Here is a 15393-nt window from a genome sequence, read left to right on the forward strand (position 1 = left end):
GGGGCCGCGGGCGTTGCCCGCGACGTCGGTCAGGCGAAGTTCATGCCGGGGAAGCGGCTGTCGGTCTCCGTCTCGTTGCTGGCGCGAGGGGGCATGTGATGGGTGTTGACCAGCTTGTCGTCCTGCATCGATTGCAGGTGCACGTCGAACCCCCACAGCCGGTGCAGATGCTTGAGTACCTCGTCGGTGGATGCGCCCAGCGGCTTGCGATCATGCTGCATGTGACGCAGGGTCAGCGAGCGATCACCGCGGCGATCGACGTTCCACACCTGCACGTTGGGTTCGCGGTTGCCGAGGTTGTACTGCGCCGCGAGCAATTCGCGAATGGTGTGGTAGCCACTTTCGTCGTGGATCGCCGGCACCAGCAGTTCGTCCTTGCGGTCGTCGTCGAGAATACTGAACAGCTTCAAATCGCGGATCACCTTGGGCGAGAGGAATTGCAGGATGAAGCTCTCGTCCTTGAAGTTGTTCATGGCGAATTTCACAGTGGTCAGCCAGTCGCTGCCGGCGATGTCCGGGAACCAGCGCTTGTCCTCTTCGGTCGGGTTCTCGCAGATCCGGCGGATGTCCTGGTACATGGCGAAGCCCAGGGTGTAAGGGTTGATGCCGCTGTAGTAGGGGCTGTCGAAGCCGGGCTGGTAGATCACGCTGGTATGCGACTGCAGGAACTCCATCATGAAGCCGTCGGTGACCAGGCCTTCGTCGTACAGATCGTTGAGCAGGGTGTAGTGCCAGAAGGTGGCCCAGCCCTCGTTCATCACCTGGGTCTGGCGCTGTGGATAGAAGTATTGTGCGATCTTGCGCACGATGCGCACCACCTCGCGCTGCCACGGCTCCAACAAAGGGGCGTGTTTCTCGATGAAATAGAGAATGTTCTCCTGCGGCTCCGCCGGGAAACGCTGGTTCCCGGCCTGCCCGTCGCCCTTGTCGGCGCCCTTGGGAATGGTTCGCCAGAGATCGTTGATCTGCCGCTGCAGATGCTCCTCGCGGTCCTTCTGCCGGCGCCGTTCTTCCTCGGCAGAGATGGGGTAGGGGCGCTTGTAGCGGTCGACGCCGTAGTTCATCAGCGCGTGGCACGAGTCGAGCAGGTCTTCCACCGCATCGATGCCGTGGCGTTCCTCGCACTGCATGATGTACTGCTTGGCGAACACCAGGTAGTCGATGATCGAGCTGGCGTCGGTCCAGGTGCGGAACAGGTAGTTGCCCTTGAAGAAACTGTTGTGGCCGTAGCTCGCATGGGCAATTACCAGTGCTTGCATGCACATGGTGTTCTCTTCCATGAGGTAAGCAATGCAGGGGTCGGAGTTGATCACGATCTCGTAGGCCAGCCCCATCTGGCCACGTTTGTAGTGCTTTTCGGTATGCAGGAACTGCTTGCCGTAGGACCAGTGGTGATAGCCCAGCGGCATGCCCACCGACGCATAGGCGTCCATCATCTGCTCGGCGGTAATCACCTCGATCTGGTTCGGATAGGTATCCAGCGCATAGCGTTCGGCGATGCGGCCGATCTCGCGGTCGTACTGCCGGATCAGGTCGAAGGTCCATTCCGAGCCGGTGGAAATGGGCTGTCGTTTCATGCTGCACACCTCAGCTGGTCATGCGCCGCTGGAAGAGTTCGCGGAACACCGGATAGATGTCCGCGGCGCTCACCAGTTGCTGTTGGGCGAACGCATCGGAAAAGGCTTCGGCGACCTGATTGTATTCGTACCAGAGCGCCTGGTGTTCGCGCGGGGTGATTTCGACGTAGGTGAAGTACTGCACGAACGGCATGATCTGGTTGATCAGGATATCGCGGCACAGCGGCGAATCGTCGTTCCAGTTGTCGCCGTCGGAAGCTTGCGCGGCGTAGATGTTCCACTCGTTGGCCGGATAACGCTCGGCCATGATCTCCTGCATCATCTTCAGCGCGCTGGAAACGATGGTGCCGCCGGTTTCGCGCGAGTAGAAGAACTCTTCCTCGTCCACTTCCTTGGCGCTGGTGTGGTGGCGAATGAATACCACGTCGATCTTGTCGTAGTTCCGCTTGAGGAACAGGTACAACAGGATGAAGAAGCGCTTGGCGATGTCCTTGGTGGACTGGGTCATCGAACCGGAAACGTCCATCAGGCAGAACATCACCGCCTTTGAGCTGGGGTTGGGATGCTTGACCAGCAGGTTGTACTTGAGATCGAAGGTGTCCAGAAATGGCACGCGGTTGATGCGCGCCTTGAGCCGTTCGATCTCTTCTTCGGCAGCCTTGATGTCGCCGAAATTGTGCGGCTCCTCCAGGCGCAGCCGTTCCAGCTCGGCCTTCAGCGCCCTGAGCTGGGCACGGCTGCTGCCCGATAGCGCAATGCGGCGGGCATGGGCTGAACGCAGGGTGCGGACGATGTTGATGCGCGACGGGTTGCCTTCGTTGGCGATGCCGGCGCGTACCGTCTTGAAGGTGTCCGTGCCGGTAAGGTGACGCTTGACCAGGTTGGGCAGCTCCAGGTCCTCGAACATGAAGTCGAGAAACTCCTCCTGGGTGATCTGAAAGACGAAGTCATCCATGCCTTCGCCGCTGTTGCTGGCCTGGCCTGCGCCTTGCCCTCCGCCGCCACCCTGCGGCCTTGGAATGCGCTCGCCGGCGACAAACTCCTTGTTGCCGGGGTGGACGATGGTCTGGCGTCCGCCGCGGCCGTGGTGAAGTACCGGCTCATCGATGTCGCGTCCGGGGATGCTGATCTGTTCGCCGTGTTCCATGTCGGTGATGGAACGACGGCCAACGGCTTCCTCCACCGCTTTCTTGATGTGCCCACGGTACCGCTGCAGGAAGCGCTGGCGGTTCACCGTGCTTTTGTTCTTGCCATTCAGGCGACGGTCGATCACGTAGCTCATAGGCCCTCCGGGCTAGGCTGAAAAGCATAGACCCGAAGCCGGAAGCGGAGCGTTCCGTTCCCGGCTTCAGGCTTCCAGCCGCTTACTGCGATTTACGCACCCGCAGATACCACTCGGAGAGCAGGCGAACCTGCTTCTCGGTATAGCCGCGCTCAACCATGCGCACGACGAAATCGTTGTGCTTCTTCTGGTCTTCCTTGCTGGCCTTGGCGTTGAAGCTGATGACCGGCAGCAGGTCCTCGGTGTTGGAGAACATCTTCTTCTCGATCACCACGCGCAGCTTCTCGTAGGACAGCCACGACGGGTTCTTGCCGTTGTTGTTGGCGCGGGCGCGCAGCACGAAGTTGACGATCTCGTTGCGGAAATCCTTCGGGTTGCTGATGCCGGCTGGCTTCTCGATCTTTTCCAGCTCCTCGTTGAGCGCCACGCGGTTGAGGATTTCGCCGGTCTCCGGATCGCGGTATTCCTGATCCTGAATCCAGAAGTCGGCGTACAGCACGTAGCGATCGAAGATGTTCTGCCCGTACTCGCTGTAAGACTCGAGGTAGGCGGTCTGGATCTCTTTGCCGATGAACTCGATGTAGCGCGGCGCCAGGTACTCCTTGATGAAGCGCAGGTAGCGCTCGCGCACCTCGGCGGGGAACTGTTCCTGCTCGATCTGCTGCTCCAGCACGTAAAGCAGGTGCACCGGGTTGGCGGCGATCTCGTGGGGGTCGAAGTTGAACACCTTGGAAAGAATCTTGAAGGCGAAACGGGTGGAAAGTCCGTTCATGCCCTCGTCGACGCCAGCGGCATCGCGGTATTCCTGGATCGACTTGGCCTTGGGATCGGTGTCCTTGAGGTTCTCGCCGTCATAGACGCGCATCTTCGAATAGATGTTTGAGTTCTCTGGCTCCTTCAGGCGCGACAGCACCGAGAACTGCGCCAGCATCTTCAGCGTGTCCGGCGCGCAATGAGCTCTGGACAGCGAGCTGTTGGCCAGCAGCTTGTCGTAGATCTTGATCTCATCCGAGACGCGCAGGCAGTACGGCACCTTGACGATGTAGATGCGGTCGATGAAGGCCTCGTTGTTCTTGTTGTTGCGGAAGCTGTGCCACTCCGACTCGTTGGAGTGGGCCAGCAGGATGCCGCTGTAGGGAATCGCGCCCAGGCCCTCGGTGCTGTTGTAGTTGCCCTCCTGAGTCGCGGTCAGCAGCGGGTGCAAGACCTTGATCGGCGCCTTGAACATCTCGACGAATTCCATAAGGCCCTGGTTGGCCCGGCACAGCGCGCCCGAGTAGCTGTAGGCGTCGGCATCGTTCTGCGGGAATTCCTCGAGCTTGCGGATATCCACCTTGCCCACCAGCGAAGAGATGTCCTGGTTGTTCTCGTCACCCGGCTCGGTCTTGGCCACGGCGATCTGGTTGAGGATCGACGGGTAGAGCTTGACCACGCGGAACTTGGAAATGTCGCCGCCGAATTCCTGCAGGCGCTTGGTCGCCCAGGGCGACATGATCGAGTTCAGGTAGCGCGGCGGGATGCCGTAGTCCTCCTCGAGGATCTGCGCGTCCTCCACCGGGTTGAACAGCCCCAACGGCGATTCGAAGACCGGCGAGCCCTTGATGGCGTAGAAGGGCACGCGTTCCATCAGTTGCTTGAGCTTTTCGGCTAGCGACGACTTGCCGCCGCCCACCGGGCCGAGGAGATACAGGATCTGCTTCTTCTCTTCCAGGCCCTGCGCGGCGTGGCGGAAGTAGGAGACGATCTGGTCGATGCATTCCTCCATGCCATGGAAATCCTCGAAGGCCGGATAACGGCGGATCACCTTGTTGGAGAAGATGCGCGACAGTCGTGGGTCGGTGGAAGTGTCCACCAGTTCGGGCTCGCCGATCGCCATCAGCAGGCGCTCGGCCGCGCTGGCGTAGGTTCGTGGGTCCGCCTTGCACAGATCGAGGTATTCCTGGAGTGAATATTCCTCCTGGCGGGTCGCTTCGAAACGTTGCTGGAAGTGGCTGAAAATGCTCATGACTTCACCTCGATCGATGCACGAATAGGCGCGTCATCAGGCACTCTGGAGCACGGCCGAAGTGGCGGCCAGTGGAGTTCCCCCGAACACCTAATGGTCGAAACCCTGAATTCCGTCAGCCGTTTCCCGGCTTCGTTTATTTGGATGGCCTGAACTCAAGGATAGTTCGGATTCGGCAAGGTCAAGGTGCGCGAGGGGTTTTCGGCGCTGCCGTTCGGCTGACAACAGCGTCTGGGCCGCGGATGACGCGGCGTTGAGGCGAAATAATTTTTTACTGTTGTTCGTCGTGCTCGACGTCGCTGGGGTAGGTATGGCGCCAGAGCTCGAAGCCACCGTCGAGGCTGTAGACCTCGGAGAAGCCCTGGTTGACCAGATAGGCTGCGGCGCTCTGGCTGGAGTGGCCGTGATAGCAGGTAACGATCAGCGGATGGTCGAGGTCGGCCGCAGCGATGAAGTCCGGCAGCGAATGGTTGTCCAGGTGCCGCGAGCCGCTGATATGGCCGTTGGCGAAGCTGTGCGGGTCGCGGATATCGACGATGACCGCGCCTGCATTGCGCATGGCGTGGGCCTGTTCCGGCGGGATGCGTTTGAAGTCGGTCATGCGGGTTTCCCGTGTTCGCATTCGCAGCGATGCATTTCGCCGCTGTCGAGGTTCATCAGGGTCATGGCGTTGCCCCAGACGCAGCCGGTGTCCAGCGCGAAGACGTTCGGCTCGTCGCACTGGCCTTCCAGTGCGGCCCAGTGGCCGAAGATCAGCTTGACGTTGCGGGTCTTGCGGCTGGCGTGACTGAACCAGGGCGCGTAGCCGGCTGGCGCGCTGTCGGCACCTTCCTTGGCGTCCAGGTCGAGCGTGCCGTCGGCCTTGCAGAAGCGCATGCGGGTGAAGTAGTTCGTGATCAGGCGCAGGCGCGGCACTCCGTGCAGCTCCTTGTTCCACTTCGCCGGCTGGTTGCCATACATGCCGTCGAGGAAGGGCAGCAGCAATGCGTCGTCCTGCAGCGCCTGCTCAACCTCGGCGGCGCGGCGCAGGGCCTTTTCCAGCGACCACTGCGGCGGGATGCCGGCGTGCACCATGGCGGTATGCCGCTCGGCGTCATGGTGAATGAGTTTCTGCTGGCGCAACCAGTCGATCAGGTCGGTGCGATCCGGAGCGTCGAGGATCGCCTGCAGGGTGTCGGACTTGCGCATGCGCTCGATGTTATGGGCCACCGCCAGCAGGTGCAGGTCGTGGTTGCCCAGCACGGTGATCGCGGAGGATTCGAGGTCGCGCACGAAACGCAGGGCTTCCAGCGACTGCGGGCCGCGGTTGACCAGATCACCGGCCAGCCACAGACAATCCCGCGAGGGGCTGAAGTCGACCCGCTCCAGAAGGCAGGTCAGGGGTTCGAGGCAACCCTGCAGGTCGCCGACGGCATAGGTCGTCAATGCAATGCTCCGGGTACGGCAAGGCGGAACGGTGCGATGACGGCATCGAAGCTGTGACCGTCCTCGGCCACCATCTGATAGCTGCCCTGCATGCTGCCGACACAGGTCGGCAGCAACGTTCCGCTGGTGTAGACGTGGTGCTCGCCCGGTGCGATCAACGGTTGTTCGCCGATGACGCCGGCGCCACGCACTTCCTGCACGTGGCCGTCGCCGTCGGTGATGATCCAGTGTCGCGACAGCAGCTGCGCCGCCACCTCGCCTTTGTTCTCGATGGTTACGGTGTAGGCAAAGGCATAGCGGTTTTGTTCCGGCTCGGATTGCGCGGCCAGATAGCGGGGCGTGACGCTGACGTCGATGCGGTAGCGTGGGTCTTCGGTCATGGTCAGCTCGCGGGAGGCGCCAGGGCGGATGCGCTAGCTGCGCTCGGTCAGTTGATCGGAAAGGCGGACGAAGGCCGCCAGGTCCAGCTGTTCGGGGCGCAGACTGCCATCTACGCCCGCTGCCTCGATGGCTTCGGCATCCAGCAGGCCCTTGAGGGTGTTGCGCAGGGTCTTGCGCCGTTGATTGAACGCCTCGCGAACGACGCGCTCGAGCTGGCGGTGATCGCGCGCCGGATGAGGCAGCGTCTCGTGCGGCACCAGGCGAACGATCGCCGAATCGACCTTCGGTGCCGGGTTGAAGGCACCCGGGCCGACGTTGAACAGATGCTCCACCCGGCAGTGATACTGCACCATGATCGACAGCCGCCCCCAATCACCGCCGCCAGGTTGCGCGGCCAGCCGCTCGACCACTTCCTTCTGCAGCATGAAGTGCATGTCACGGATCAGCTGTGCGTGTTCGAGCAGGTGGAAGATCAGCGGGGTCGAGATGTTGTAGGGCAGGTTGCCGACGATGCGCAGGCTGGCCGGCTCCTGGCTGAGCCGGCTGAAGTCGAACTTCAGGGCGTCGCCCTGGTTCAGGTTGAAGTTCTCGCGCCCGGCGAACTTGGCCTGAAGGATGGGGATCAGGTCCAGGTCGAGCTCGACGACATCCAGCTGGGCGCCGCTGTCGAGCAGCCCTTCGGTGAGGGCACCCTGCCCGGGACCGATCTCCACCAGTCGCTCACCCGGCTTAGCGTGGATCGCCCGCAGAATGCGGTGGATCACGCCGGCGTCGTGCAGGAAGTTCTGGCCGAAGCGTTTGCGCGCGCGGTGTTGGTAGTCGGACATGAAGGCAGCTCCAGGCTTCAAGCCGCAAGCGTCAAGCAAGAGCGTAAAGCGAAAAATGAAAGGAGCGAAGCTTACCAGCTGAGTCGCCGGGCCGGCACCCATTGCGAGACGGATGCCGGGGTGGACCGGCTTCCTAAGCGACGCCCGACATCTGGTAGGCCGTTTCCAGCGCGACCTGCAGGCTGCCGATGTCGACGCGGCCGGTCCCGGCCAGGTCCAGGGCGGTGCCGTGGTCCACCGAGGTGCGTACGATCGGCAGGCCGAGGGTGACGTTGACCGCTGCGCCGAAGCCCTTGTACTTGAGCACCGGCAGGCCCTGATCGTGATACATCGCCAGCACTGCATCGCAGTGTTCGAGGTGCTTGGGGGTGAACAACGTGTCGGCGGGCAGTGGGCCGATCAGCTCGATGCCCTCCTCGCGCAGACCCGCCAGCGTCGGCTCGATGACTTCGATTTCCTCGCGCCCCAGGTGGCCGCCTTCCCCGGCATGGGGATTCAGGCCACAGACCAGAATGCGCGGGCGGGCGATGCCGAACTTGCTCACCAGGTCCGCGTGCAGGACGCGCGTGACCCGCTGCAGACGCTCGGCGGTGATCGCATCGGCGACATCCCTGAGCGGCAGGTGGGTGGTCACCAGCGCCACACGCAGGCCGCGCGTGGCGAGCATCATCACCACCTGTTCGGTGTGGGTCAGCTCGGCGAGAAATTCGGTGTGTCCCGAGAAGGGAATGCCGGCTTCGTTGATCACGCCCTTGTGCACCGGGGCGGTAATCATGCCGGCGAAACTGCCGTCCAGGCAGCCGCGCCCGGCGCGGGTCAACGTCTCCAGTACATAGTGAGCGTTGCGCGGGTCGAGCTGGCCTGCCGTCACCGCTGTGGCGAGCGGTGTGTCCCAGACGTACAGACAGTTGGCTGGCGCGGGCTCGCCGGGCCAGTCCTGCGGTCCGGCATCGCGTAGTTCGATGCTCAGCCCCAGCTGTTCGGCGCGCTGGGCCAGCAGCGCGCGGCTGGCGATGGCCACCAATGGCCGCGGTTGCGCCTGGCGTGCCAGCAACAGGCACAGATCCGGGCCGATGCCGGCCGGTTCGCCGGGCGTCAGAACGAAGGGGCGGGACGTGGGCATCGAGATTCTCCGCTAGGCATCGGGCGGTGATCCGCCGGAAATGAAAACGGGGTGGCGACCCTTCGGCCATCACCCCGCATTGCTGTTGCGTGTAGTTACAGCGTGCAGCTTAGAGCTTGACCTCGACGTAGGCCTCGTCACGGATCTGGCGCAGCCAGGCCTGCAGCTCTTCATCGTACTTGCGGTTGCGCAGCAGGCTCAGCGCCTGTTGCTCGCGGAACTGCTCGCTGGCATCGGTGGCGCGGCGGCCGAGCACCTCGAGGATGTGCCAACCATAGGGCGACTTGAATACCTGGGACAGCTCGCCACTGGGGGTGTTGGCCATGACTTCACGGAACTCGGGCACCAGCGAGGCCGGATCGATCCAGTTCAGGTCGCCACCGTTGAGAGCCGAACCCGGGTCCTCGGATAAGCTCCTGGCCAGCTGAGCGAAATCTTCGCCGGCATTGATGCGGTCACGCAGACGCTGCACCAGCAGTCGGGCTTCTTCGTCGCTGCGGATCGCGCTGGGCTTGATCAGGATGTGACGCACATGCACTTCGTCGCGCACCTGCGTCTCGCCACCACGCTTGTCCAGCAGCTTGAGCATGACGAAGCCCGGCGGCGTACGCACCGGCTGGGTCACTTCGCCGACCGACAGCTCGCGTACTTCTGTGTCGAACGGTGGCGGCAGCTGGGCGGCCTTGCGCCAACCCATGTCGCCACCTTCCAGCGCGTTCTCGCTGCCCGAGCGGGACACGGCCAGGCGGGCGAAGTCCGCGCCCTGCTGTAGCTGTTGATAGGTGTCCATGGCCGTGCGCTCGGCAGCCTGGATGGTGGCCGAGTCGGCACCTTCCGGCACGGCGATGAGGATATTGGCCAGGTGGTACTCCTCGGACAGCTGCAGCTTGCCGAGATCCGACGCGAGGAAGTTCTGCACCTCCTGGTTGGACACCTGGATACGCTCGGCGACGCGGCGCTGACGCACACGGCTGATGACCATCTCGCGGCGGATCTGCTCGCGGGCGGTTTCCAGGCTCAGGCCGTCACGGGCCAGCGCCTCGCGGAACTGCTCCAGCGACATGTTGTTGCGCTGGGCGATGGTGCCCATGGCCTGGTTGAGTTCTTCGTCGGAGATGCGGATGCCGGAGCGCTCACCGATCTGCAGCTGCAAATTCTCGGTGATCAGGCGCTCGAGCACCTGTTGTTGCAGCACGTCGGTCGGCGGCGCATCGGCGCCGCGCTTCTCGATGGTCTGCTGGACCTCGCGCATGCGCTGATTCAACTGGCTCTGCATGATGACGTCGTTATCGACGATCGCCACCACGCGATCCAGTGGTTGAACCTGGGCGAGGGCCGCAGGCGCGAGGGTCGCACCGCTCAGCAGCAGTGCGCCGAGCGCGAGCGGGCGCAGTACTTCAGAAAGCTTGGTCTTCACGTTCACGGTAGCCTTGGATGCCTTCGTCGAGGAAAGTTTCGGTCGCATTGCCGACTACGCCGCCGAGTCCCTTGAGGACGATCTGCAGGAAGATGCCGCGGTCCGGCTCGTCGTTGCGGTCGGGGTTGAGGCTGGTCTCGTCGTAGTCGATCCAGTAGCGATTGATCAGGCGCAGCTTCCAGCAGCAACTGTCGTACTCGAAGCCACCGAAGGCTTCCAGGGTGCGGCTGCGGCTGTAGTCATGCTGCCAACGGGCGATGACGCTCCATTGCGGGACCACCGGCCAGATGACCGAGAAGTCGTGCTGGTTGATCTTGTAGTAGTCCTTGATGTACTCCGGATTCGGATCGCCGTTCTCAAGCACTTCGTTGCCATAATCCCCGCCATATCTCCATTCGCCGGTCGCCTGGTCGAAACGTACTGTGTCGTTGCGGTAGCGATAGCCGAGGTTGACGATCTTGCCTGGGTTATCTTCCGGCTGGTAATGCCACATGGCGCTGCCCGAACGTGTTTGGCCAGCATCCGGATCCCAATTGAAGGTTGAGGTGAACCGCCAGTCGCGGTTGTAGCGATACATATACTCCAGTGCGTAGGGCGACACGTCTGCCCTGGCATCGGCGCGGTCCGCAACGGTCATGCCAGGCAACTGGACTTCGCGGTCCCGGAAGTAATAGCTCTGACCGATGCTGAAGCGCTGGCGCTCAAAACCGTTGGGCTCGACCCAGCGGCTGGTGACGCCGAGCGAAACCTGATTGGCATCTCCAATCCGATCATTACCGGAGAAGCGGTTCTCGCGCCATAGCGAGGAATAGCTGAAGCTGCTTTCACCGGTATCGAAAACCGGAATATCGTCCTGATCTTCCTTCGGCACATAGAGATAGAACAGGCGCGGCTCGAGGGTCTGGCGATAGTTCTGGCCGAACCACTGGGTGTCTCGGTCGAAATACAGACCGCTGTCGACACTAAGGATCGGTACGCTTCGATCAGGTGAGCGTTTGAAGTCGGTGACGCCGCCGAATGCCGGATCACGCCCGCGAGCGTCCAAATCCAGATCATATTGGGTGTAAGCGTACTTCAGCGATGGGGTAATGAATCCCCATGCCCAGTTCAGCGGCAAACTGACACCGGGCTCTAGGTGCACGCGTTCGCCTTCGGCGCGGTTCAGGCCGCTCAGCCGATCGTCATACCACTGCTCCGGATTGCCATCTTCATTGATGAAGTTGCCGCTGCGCAGGCTGCGCTGGAAGCTGACGAACTCGGTCTTGTAAGCGAAGTTCAGGCCGCCCGGCTGGAAAGGCAGGCGCCCGTCCAGGGTCAGCTGTGGCAGGCGCTCGTAAGGCGTGATGTCGGTTACCGTGGCGCGCTCGTAGGCATGCATGTTCAGGCGCGCGGTGTAGGTGTTGCCGCGGTACGTGAGCGTGCCGCGCTGATCGAGATGATCGGGCTGGTTGATGTTGAGGTTGGTATCCAGATCCTGGAAGTAGTAGGGATCGCTGATATCGGTGTAGTCCACCTCGGCGAGCCAGCGCGAATCCAGGCCGGTACGGTTCTGCCAGCTGTACATCCAGCGCTGGTCCTCGTACTCGGACTGCAGTTTGCGGTCGTCGTTGCTGTCATCCAGGTATGCGGCGCCGAACTGGCCCTCGCTGCTGCGCGTCAGGTAGCGGAATTCGCCTTCCATCAGCAGGCCGCGATCGGTCATCAGGTGCGGATACAGCGTGGCGTCGAAGTTCGGCGCCAGGTTGAAGTAGTACGGGGTCTGCACGGAGAAGCCGTTGTCGCTGGACGAACCGATGCTCGGTGCGAGGAAGCCCGACTGGCGACGGTCATCGATGGGGAAGTGGATATAAGGTGTGTAGAACACCGGAATATCCTTGACCCGCAGCGTGACGTTGGTTGCCGAACCGAAGCCGGTGGCCGGGTTCAGCGTGACGTTGTTGCCTTTCAGGTGCCAGGTATTTTCGCCCGGCTCGCAGCTGGTGTAGGTGCCATCCTTGAGGCGGATGATCGCGGTCTCTTCGCGCTTGGCGTACTGCGCGCTGCCGCGGACCTTGCCGGAGTGCACGACATATTCGGCGTTCTCCACCTTGGCTTCGCCGCTGTCGAGGAAGATTTCGGCGCGATCGCCTACCAGCAGTGCGTCGCGGTCGCGGAGACGGACGTTGCCGGTCAGCTCGCCGCGATTTTCCAGCTGGTGCAGGCTGGCTTCATCCGCCTCGACCTGGATGCTGCCCTGGCGCAGAACCACATCGCCAGCGAGGGTGGCGATTTCCTGCTCCTGCTCGTAGCGTGTGGCCTTGGCCGACACGTAGGTCGGCGCTTCGCTCATCGGCGTGGTGTCGAATTTGCCGGGACGGTCAGGCTCGACATAGGTGCCTGCGCAGTACGGGCCGGTTTCGGCGAGCTGAGCGGGTGTCAGCTGATCGCGGGGCACCCAGTCCAGATGGCTGTAGTCGGCACTGCGTGAGGCCAGCGCGCGGCCCTTGCTCTCGGTGACCAGTTTGGTCGTGGCTGTCGGCTGCTGCGCCTGGGCAGTGCCTGGCTTGGCGGTGGCCGCAGTGCTCACGGCGCTGCCGCTATGGGCCGGGCGCGGAGGCAGAGCGGGGCTGGCCGCGTTGGAGGCGCAGTTCCAGCCCCCGGATGCGTCCGGCTGGCAGGCGAACTGTTCGGCGGCGAAAACAAAAGGAACAGCTACCGGTTGCAATGCGAGCAGACCGCCAGTAACCAATAGAGGGAATTTTTTACGAAACGCGGGGTATTTGACTGCCATCTTGTTTTTTGGTCCGTGCTTGCGGCGAGCCATCGGCCGGCTGGGCCGCACGCCTCTCGATGGGCTGAGAAAGATGCAGGATAATAAAGCATGACCCGCCTATCGGCTAGCGCCGTGGAGACCCCCTGGATGCCGCATCAAGATCAACGTCTGCTGGACCTCAGCGCCTGGCTGGACCAGCAACTACCGGAACTCTTCGCCCGTTGCGGCTGGGGCGAAGTACCGACCGCGGAGCTCACCGCGGCGAGCAGCGATGCCAGTTTTCGTCGTTACTTCCGCTGGCAAGGCGGCGAGCGCAGCCTGATCGTGATGGACGCGCCGCCACCCCAGGAAGACTGCCGTCCCTTCGTCAAGGTGGCGCAGATGCTGGACGAAGCCGGTGTGCATGTACCGCAGGTGCTGGCTGCTGACCTGCAGCGCGGCTTTCTGCTGCTGACCGACCTCGGACGTCAGACCTATCTGGACGTGATCGACGCGGGTAACGCCGATCAGCTGTTCGATGATGCCATCGAGGCGCTGCTCAAGTTCCAGCTGCAGCCGGTCGCGCAGGCGATGCCGGCCTATGACGAGGCCTTGCTGCGGCGCGAACTGCAGCTGTTTCCCGAATGGTACGTGCAGCGCCACCTGGGCCATGCGTTCAGCGAAGCGCAGCAGGGCGCGTGGGAGCGCATCTGCCGGCTGCTGATCGACTCGGCCCTGGCGCAACCACGGGTTCTGGTGCATCGCGACTACATGCCGCGCAACCTGATGATCAGTGAGCCCAATCCTGGCGTCCTGGACTTTCAGGACGCGGTGCTCGGCCCGGTCAGCTACGACATCACCTCGCTGTTCAAGGACGCCTTCCTCAGCTGGCCCGAGCCGCAGGTACGGGCGTGGCTGGAGGTCTATTGGGGCCGTGCCCGTGCGGCGGGCGTGGCGCTGCCCGAGTCGTTCGAGGAATTCCTGCGCGCCAGCGATCTGATGGGGGTGCAACGTCACCTCAAGGTGATCGGCATCTTCGCGCGAATCTGCCATCGCGACGGCAAGCCCCGTTATCTCGCCGATGTGCCGCGTTTCTTCGCCTATATCGAGGCCGTGCTGGCGCGGCGGCCGGAGCTGGGCGAGTTGCGGCAGCTGATCGCCGAGCTGCCAAAGGCGCCGCAGGCATGAAGGCCATGATCCTCGCCGCGGGCAAGGGCGAGCGCCTGCGCCCCTTGACCCTGCACACGCCCAAGCCGCTGGTGCGCGCCGCCGGCGTGCCGCTGATCGAGTATCACGTTCGTGCCCTGGCGACCGCCGGCTTCGACGAGCTGGTGATCAACCATGCCTGGCTCGGCCAGCAGATCGAGGACTATCTCGGCGATGGCAGCCGTTTCGGCGTGGCGATCCGCTATTCGGCCGAAGGCGAGCCGCTGGAGACTGGCGGCGGAATCCACCGGGCCCTGGGCCTGCTCGGCGATGAGCCCTTCCTGGTGGTCAACGGCGATATCTGGACCGACTACGATTTTACCCGGCTACGCAAACCGCTCGATGGGCTGGCCCACCTGGTGCTGGTCGACAATCCGCCGCACAACCCCGGCGGCGATTTCCGCCTGGCCGCCGAGCGTGTCGCGACAGCCGAAGGGGAGGGCGACGCGCTGACCTACAGCGGCATCTCGGTGCTGCATCCGGCCTTGTTCGAAGGCTGTCAGGCCGGTGCCTTCAAGCTCGCACCCCTGTTGCGGCGTGCCATGGCCGACCAGCAGGTGAGCGGCGAGCGTTTCGCAGGCATCTGGATTGACGTCGGTACCCACGAACGGCTGGCGGAAGTCGAACGGATACTCGAGGCGCGGCGCTGAGATGTTCTGGCCCATTACCCTGCTGGGGCTGTTGATCGGCTGGTTGCTCGCCAGCATTCCCGGTGCCCTGCTCGGCGGTCTGCTGGGCCAGGTGCTGGATCGCCGTCTGGGGCTCGATTCATGGGCCAGCTTGCGTGAGCGCCTGGCTGGCAAGTCGGCGCTGAAGGGCAATGAGCTGCTGTTCTTTCTACTCGGGCGCCTGGCCAAAAGTGGCGGGCGGGTCAGTCCTGCGCATATCCAGGCGGCACGCGAGGAGATGCGCCGCCAGGGCCTCGATGCGTCGGGGCAGCAGCGGGCCATCGCCGCGTTCAATCGCGGCAAGGCCAGCGGCGATGGCTTGCGCGTGACCCTGCAGCGGCTACGTGGGCAGCGTGAGGAGGGGCGGCGCCTGATCCAGGCCTGCTGGCGCATGGCCCGAGCCCAGGGAAGCATGGGCGCACGTGAGCATGAACTGGTGCTGCTCTGGGGCAAGTGGCTGGGTTGGAATGCTGCCGAAGTGGCGGCGCTCGATCAGGGCGCGGCGCGGCGCAACGAGGCGCCGGCCGGGCGCGGCGGAGCCTACGAGCAGGCCTTGCAGCTACTGGGTGTGCGCCAAGATAGCGACCCGCAGCTGATCAAACGGGCCTATCGCCGCCTGCTGAGCAAGCATCACCCGGACAAGCAGGCTGGCGCGGGAGCGAGCCCGGCGCAAGTTCGCGAAGCGACCGAGCGCACCCGCGAGCTGCACAGCGCCTATGCGCTGATCCGCGAGCGCCGCGGTTTTCGCTGA

General features: G+C 63.3%; 13 protein-coding genes. 3 read left to right on the forward strand and 10 right to left on the reverse strand.

Going from position 1 to position 15393, the window contains the following annotated elements:
* Positions 1-29 precede the first annotated feature (29 nt).
* The 10 genes from PSTAB_RS03070 to PSTAB_RS03115 all read right to left on the reverse strand — a co-directional run bounded on the left by PSTAB_RS03070 (position 30) and on the right by PSTAB_RS03115 (position 12807).
* Positions 30-1577 (reverse strand): SpoVR family protein, encoded by a 1548-nt coding sequence (locus tag PSTAB_RS03070; protein WP_013981673.1) that lies wholly within the window; start codon positions 1575-1577, stop codon positions 30-32.
* A 10-nt stretch (positions 1578-1587) separates the two neighbouring features.
* Positions 1588-2859, reverse strand: a complete 1272-nt coding sequence (locus PSTAB_RS03075; protein ID WP_011911933.1) for a YeaH/YhbH family protein — start codon at positions 2857-2859, stop codon at positions 1588-1590.
* A gap of 82 nt (positions 2860-2941) precedes the next feature.
* On the reverse strand, positions 2942-4864 hold the full coding sequence (locus tag PSTAB_RS03080) for a PrkA family serine protein kinase (RefSeq protein ID WP_013981674.1): 1923 nt from the start codon (positions 4862-4864) through the stop codon (positions 2942-2944).
* Between the two features lie 271 nt (positions 4865-5135).
* Positions 5136-5465: a thiosulfate sulfurtransferase GlpE gene (gene glpE / locus PSTAB_RS03085; RefSeq protein ID WP_011911935.1), complete on the reverse strand. Its 330-nt coding sequence runs from the start codon at positions 5463-5465 to the stop codon at positions 5136-5138.
* Complete coding sequence (locus tag PSTAB_RS03090; RefSeq protein WP_013981675.1) at positions 5462-6289, reverse strand: symmetrical bis(5'-nucleosyl)-tetraphosphatase; 828 nt, start codon at positions 6287-6289, stop codon at positions 5462-5464. The genes glpE and PSTAB_RS03090 overlap by 4 nt, the downstream gene beginning before the upstream one ends.
* Positions 6286-6669 (reverse strand): Co2+/Mg2+ efflux protein ApaG, encoded by a 384-nt coding sequence (gene apaG / locus PSTAB_RS03095; protein WP_013981676.1) that lies wholly within the window; start codon positions 6667-6669, stop codon positions 6286-6288. Before apaG ends, PSTAB_RS03090 begins: the two co-directional genes overlap by 4 nt.
* A gap of 33 nt (positions 6670-6702) precedes the next feature.
* Positions 6703-7497: a 16S rRNA (adenine(1518)-N(6)/adenine(1519)-N(6))-dimethyltransferase RsmA gene (rsmA, locus tag PSTAB_RS03100; protein ID WP_013981677.1), complete on the reverse strand. Its 795-nt coding sequence runs from the start codon at positions 7495-7497 to the stop codon at positions 6703-6705.
* A gap of 133 nt (positions 7498-7630) precedes the next feature.
* Positions 7631-8620: a 4-hydroxythreonine-4-phosphate dehydrogenase PdxA gene (pdxA, locus tag PSTAB_RS03105; protein WP_013981678.1), complete on the reverse strand. Its 990-nt coding sequence runs from the start codon at positions 8618-8620 to the stop codon at positions 7631-7633.
* A 109-nt stretch (positions 8621-8729) separates the two neighbouring features.
* Complete coding sequence (locus PSTAB_RS03110) at positions 8730-10037, reverse strand: peptidylprolyl isomerase (protein ID WP_013981679.1); 1308 nt, start codon at positions 10035-10037, stop codon at positions 8730-8732.
* On the reverse strand, positions 10018-12807 hold the full coding sequence (locus tag PSTAB_RS03115) for an LPS-assembly protein LptD (RefSeq protein ID WP_013981680.1): 2790 nt from the start codon (positions 12805-12807) through the stop codon (positions 10018-10020). The genes PSTAB_RS03110 and PSTAB_RS03115 overlap by 20 nt, the downstream gene beginning before the upstream one ends.
* Before the next feature lie 129 nt (positions 12808-12936).
* Between PSTAB_RS03115 and PSTAB_RS03120 the strand changes: the two genes are divergently transcribed.
* Genes PSTAB_RS03120 through PSTAB_RS03130 form a run of 3 tightly spaced genes read left to right on the forward strand, consistent with a single transcriptional unit; the run spans position 12937 to position 15393 of the window.
* Positions 12937-13956, forward strand: coding sequence for an aminoglycoside phosphotransferase family protein (locus PSTAB_RS03120; RefSeq protein WP_013981681.1), 1020 nt, complete (start codon positions 12937-12939; stop codon positions 13954-13956).
* The gene (gene murU, locus PSTAB_RS03125) at positions 13953-14624 is read left to right on the forward strand and encodes an N-acetylmuramate alpha-1-phosphate uridylyltransferase MurU (RefSeq protein ID WP_013981682.1); all 672 of its coding nucleotides are present in this window, start codon (positions 13953-13955) and stop codon (positions 14622-14624) included. Before PSTAB_RS03120 ends, murU begins: the two co-directional genes overlap by 4 nt.
* A gap of 1 nt (position 14625) precedes the next feature.
* Positions 14626-15393, forward strand: coding sequence for a TerB family tellurite resistance protein (locus PSTAB_RS03130; RefSeq protein WP_013981683.1), 768 nt, complete (start codon positions 14626-14628; stop codon positions 15391-15393).

Source organism: Stutzerimonas stutzeri, assembly GCF_000219605.1.
Lineage (GTDB): Bacteria > Pseudomonadota > Gammaproteobacteria > Pseudomonadales > Pseudomonadaceae > Stutzerimonas > Stutzerimonas stutzeri.

Coding starts and splice junctions, on each gene's coding strand:
- PSTAB_RS03070 (WP_013981673.1), bottom strand. CDS start 1,577: ATGAAACGACAGCCCATTTCCACCGGCTCGGAATGGACCTTCGACCTG.
- PSTAB_RS03075 (WP_011911933.1), bottom strand. CDS start 2,859: ATGAGCTACGTGATCGACCGTCGCCTGAATGGCAAGAACAAAAGCACG.
- PSTAB_RS03080 (WP_013981674.1), bottom strand. CDS start 4,864: ATGAGCATTTTCAGCCACTTCCAGCAACGTTTCGAAGCGACCCGCCAG.
- glpE (WP_011911935.1), bottom strand. CDS start 5,465: ATGACCGACTTCAAACGCATCCCGCCGGAACAGGCCCACGCCATGCGC.
- apaG (WP_013981676.1), bottom strand. CDS start 6,669: ATGACCGAAGACCCACGCTACCGCATCGACGTCAGCGTCACGCCCCGC.
- rsmA (WP_013981677.1), bottom strand. CDS start 7,497: ATGTCCGACTACCAACACCGCGCGCGCAAACGCTTCGGCCAGAACTTC.
- pdxA (WP_013981678.1), bottom strand. CDS start 8,620: ATGCCCACGTCCCGCCCCTTCGTTCTGACGCCCGGCGAACCGGCCGGC.
- PSTAB_RS03115 (WP_013981680.1), bottom strand. CDS start 12,807: ATGGCAGTCAAATACCCCGCGTTTCGTAAAAAATTCCCTCTATTGGTT.
- PSTAB_RS03120 (WP_013981681.1), top strand. CDS start 12,937: ATGCCGCATCAAGATCAACGTCTGCTGGACCTCAGCGCCTGGCTGGAC.
- murU (WP_013981682.1), top strand. CDS start 13,953: ATGAAGGCCATGATCCTCGCCGCGGGCAAGGGCGAGCGCCTGCGCCCC.
- PSTAB_RS03130 (WP_013981683.1), top strand. CDS start 14,626: ATGTTCTGGCCCATTACCCTGCTGGGGCTGTTGATCGGCTGGTTGCTC.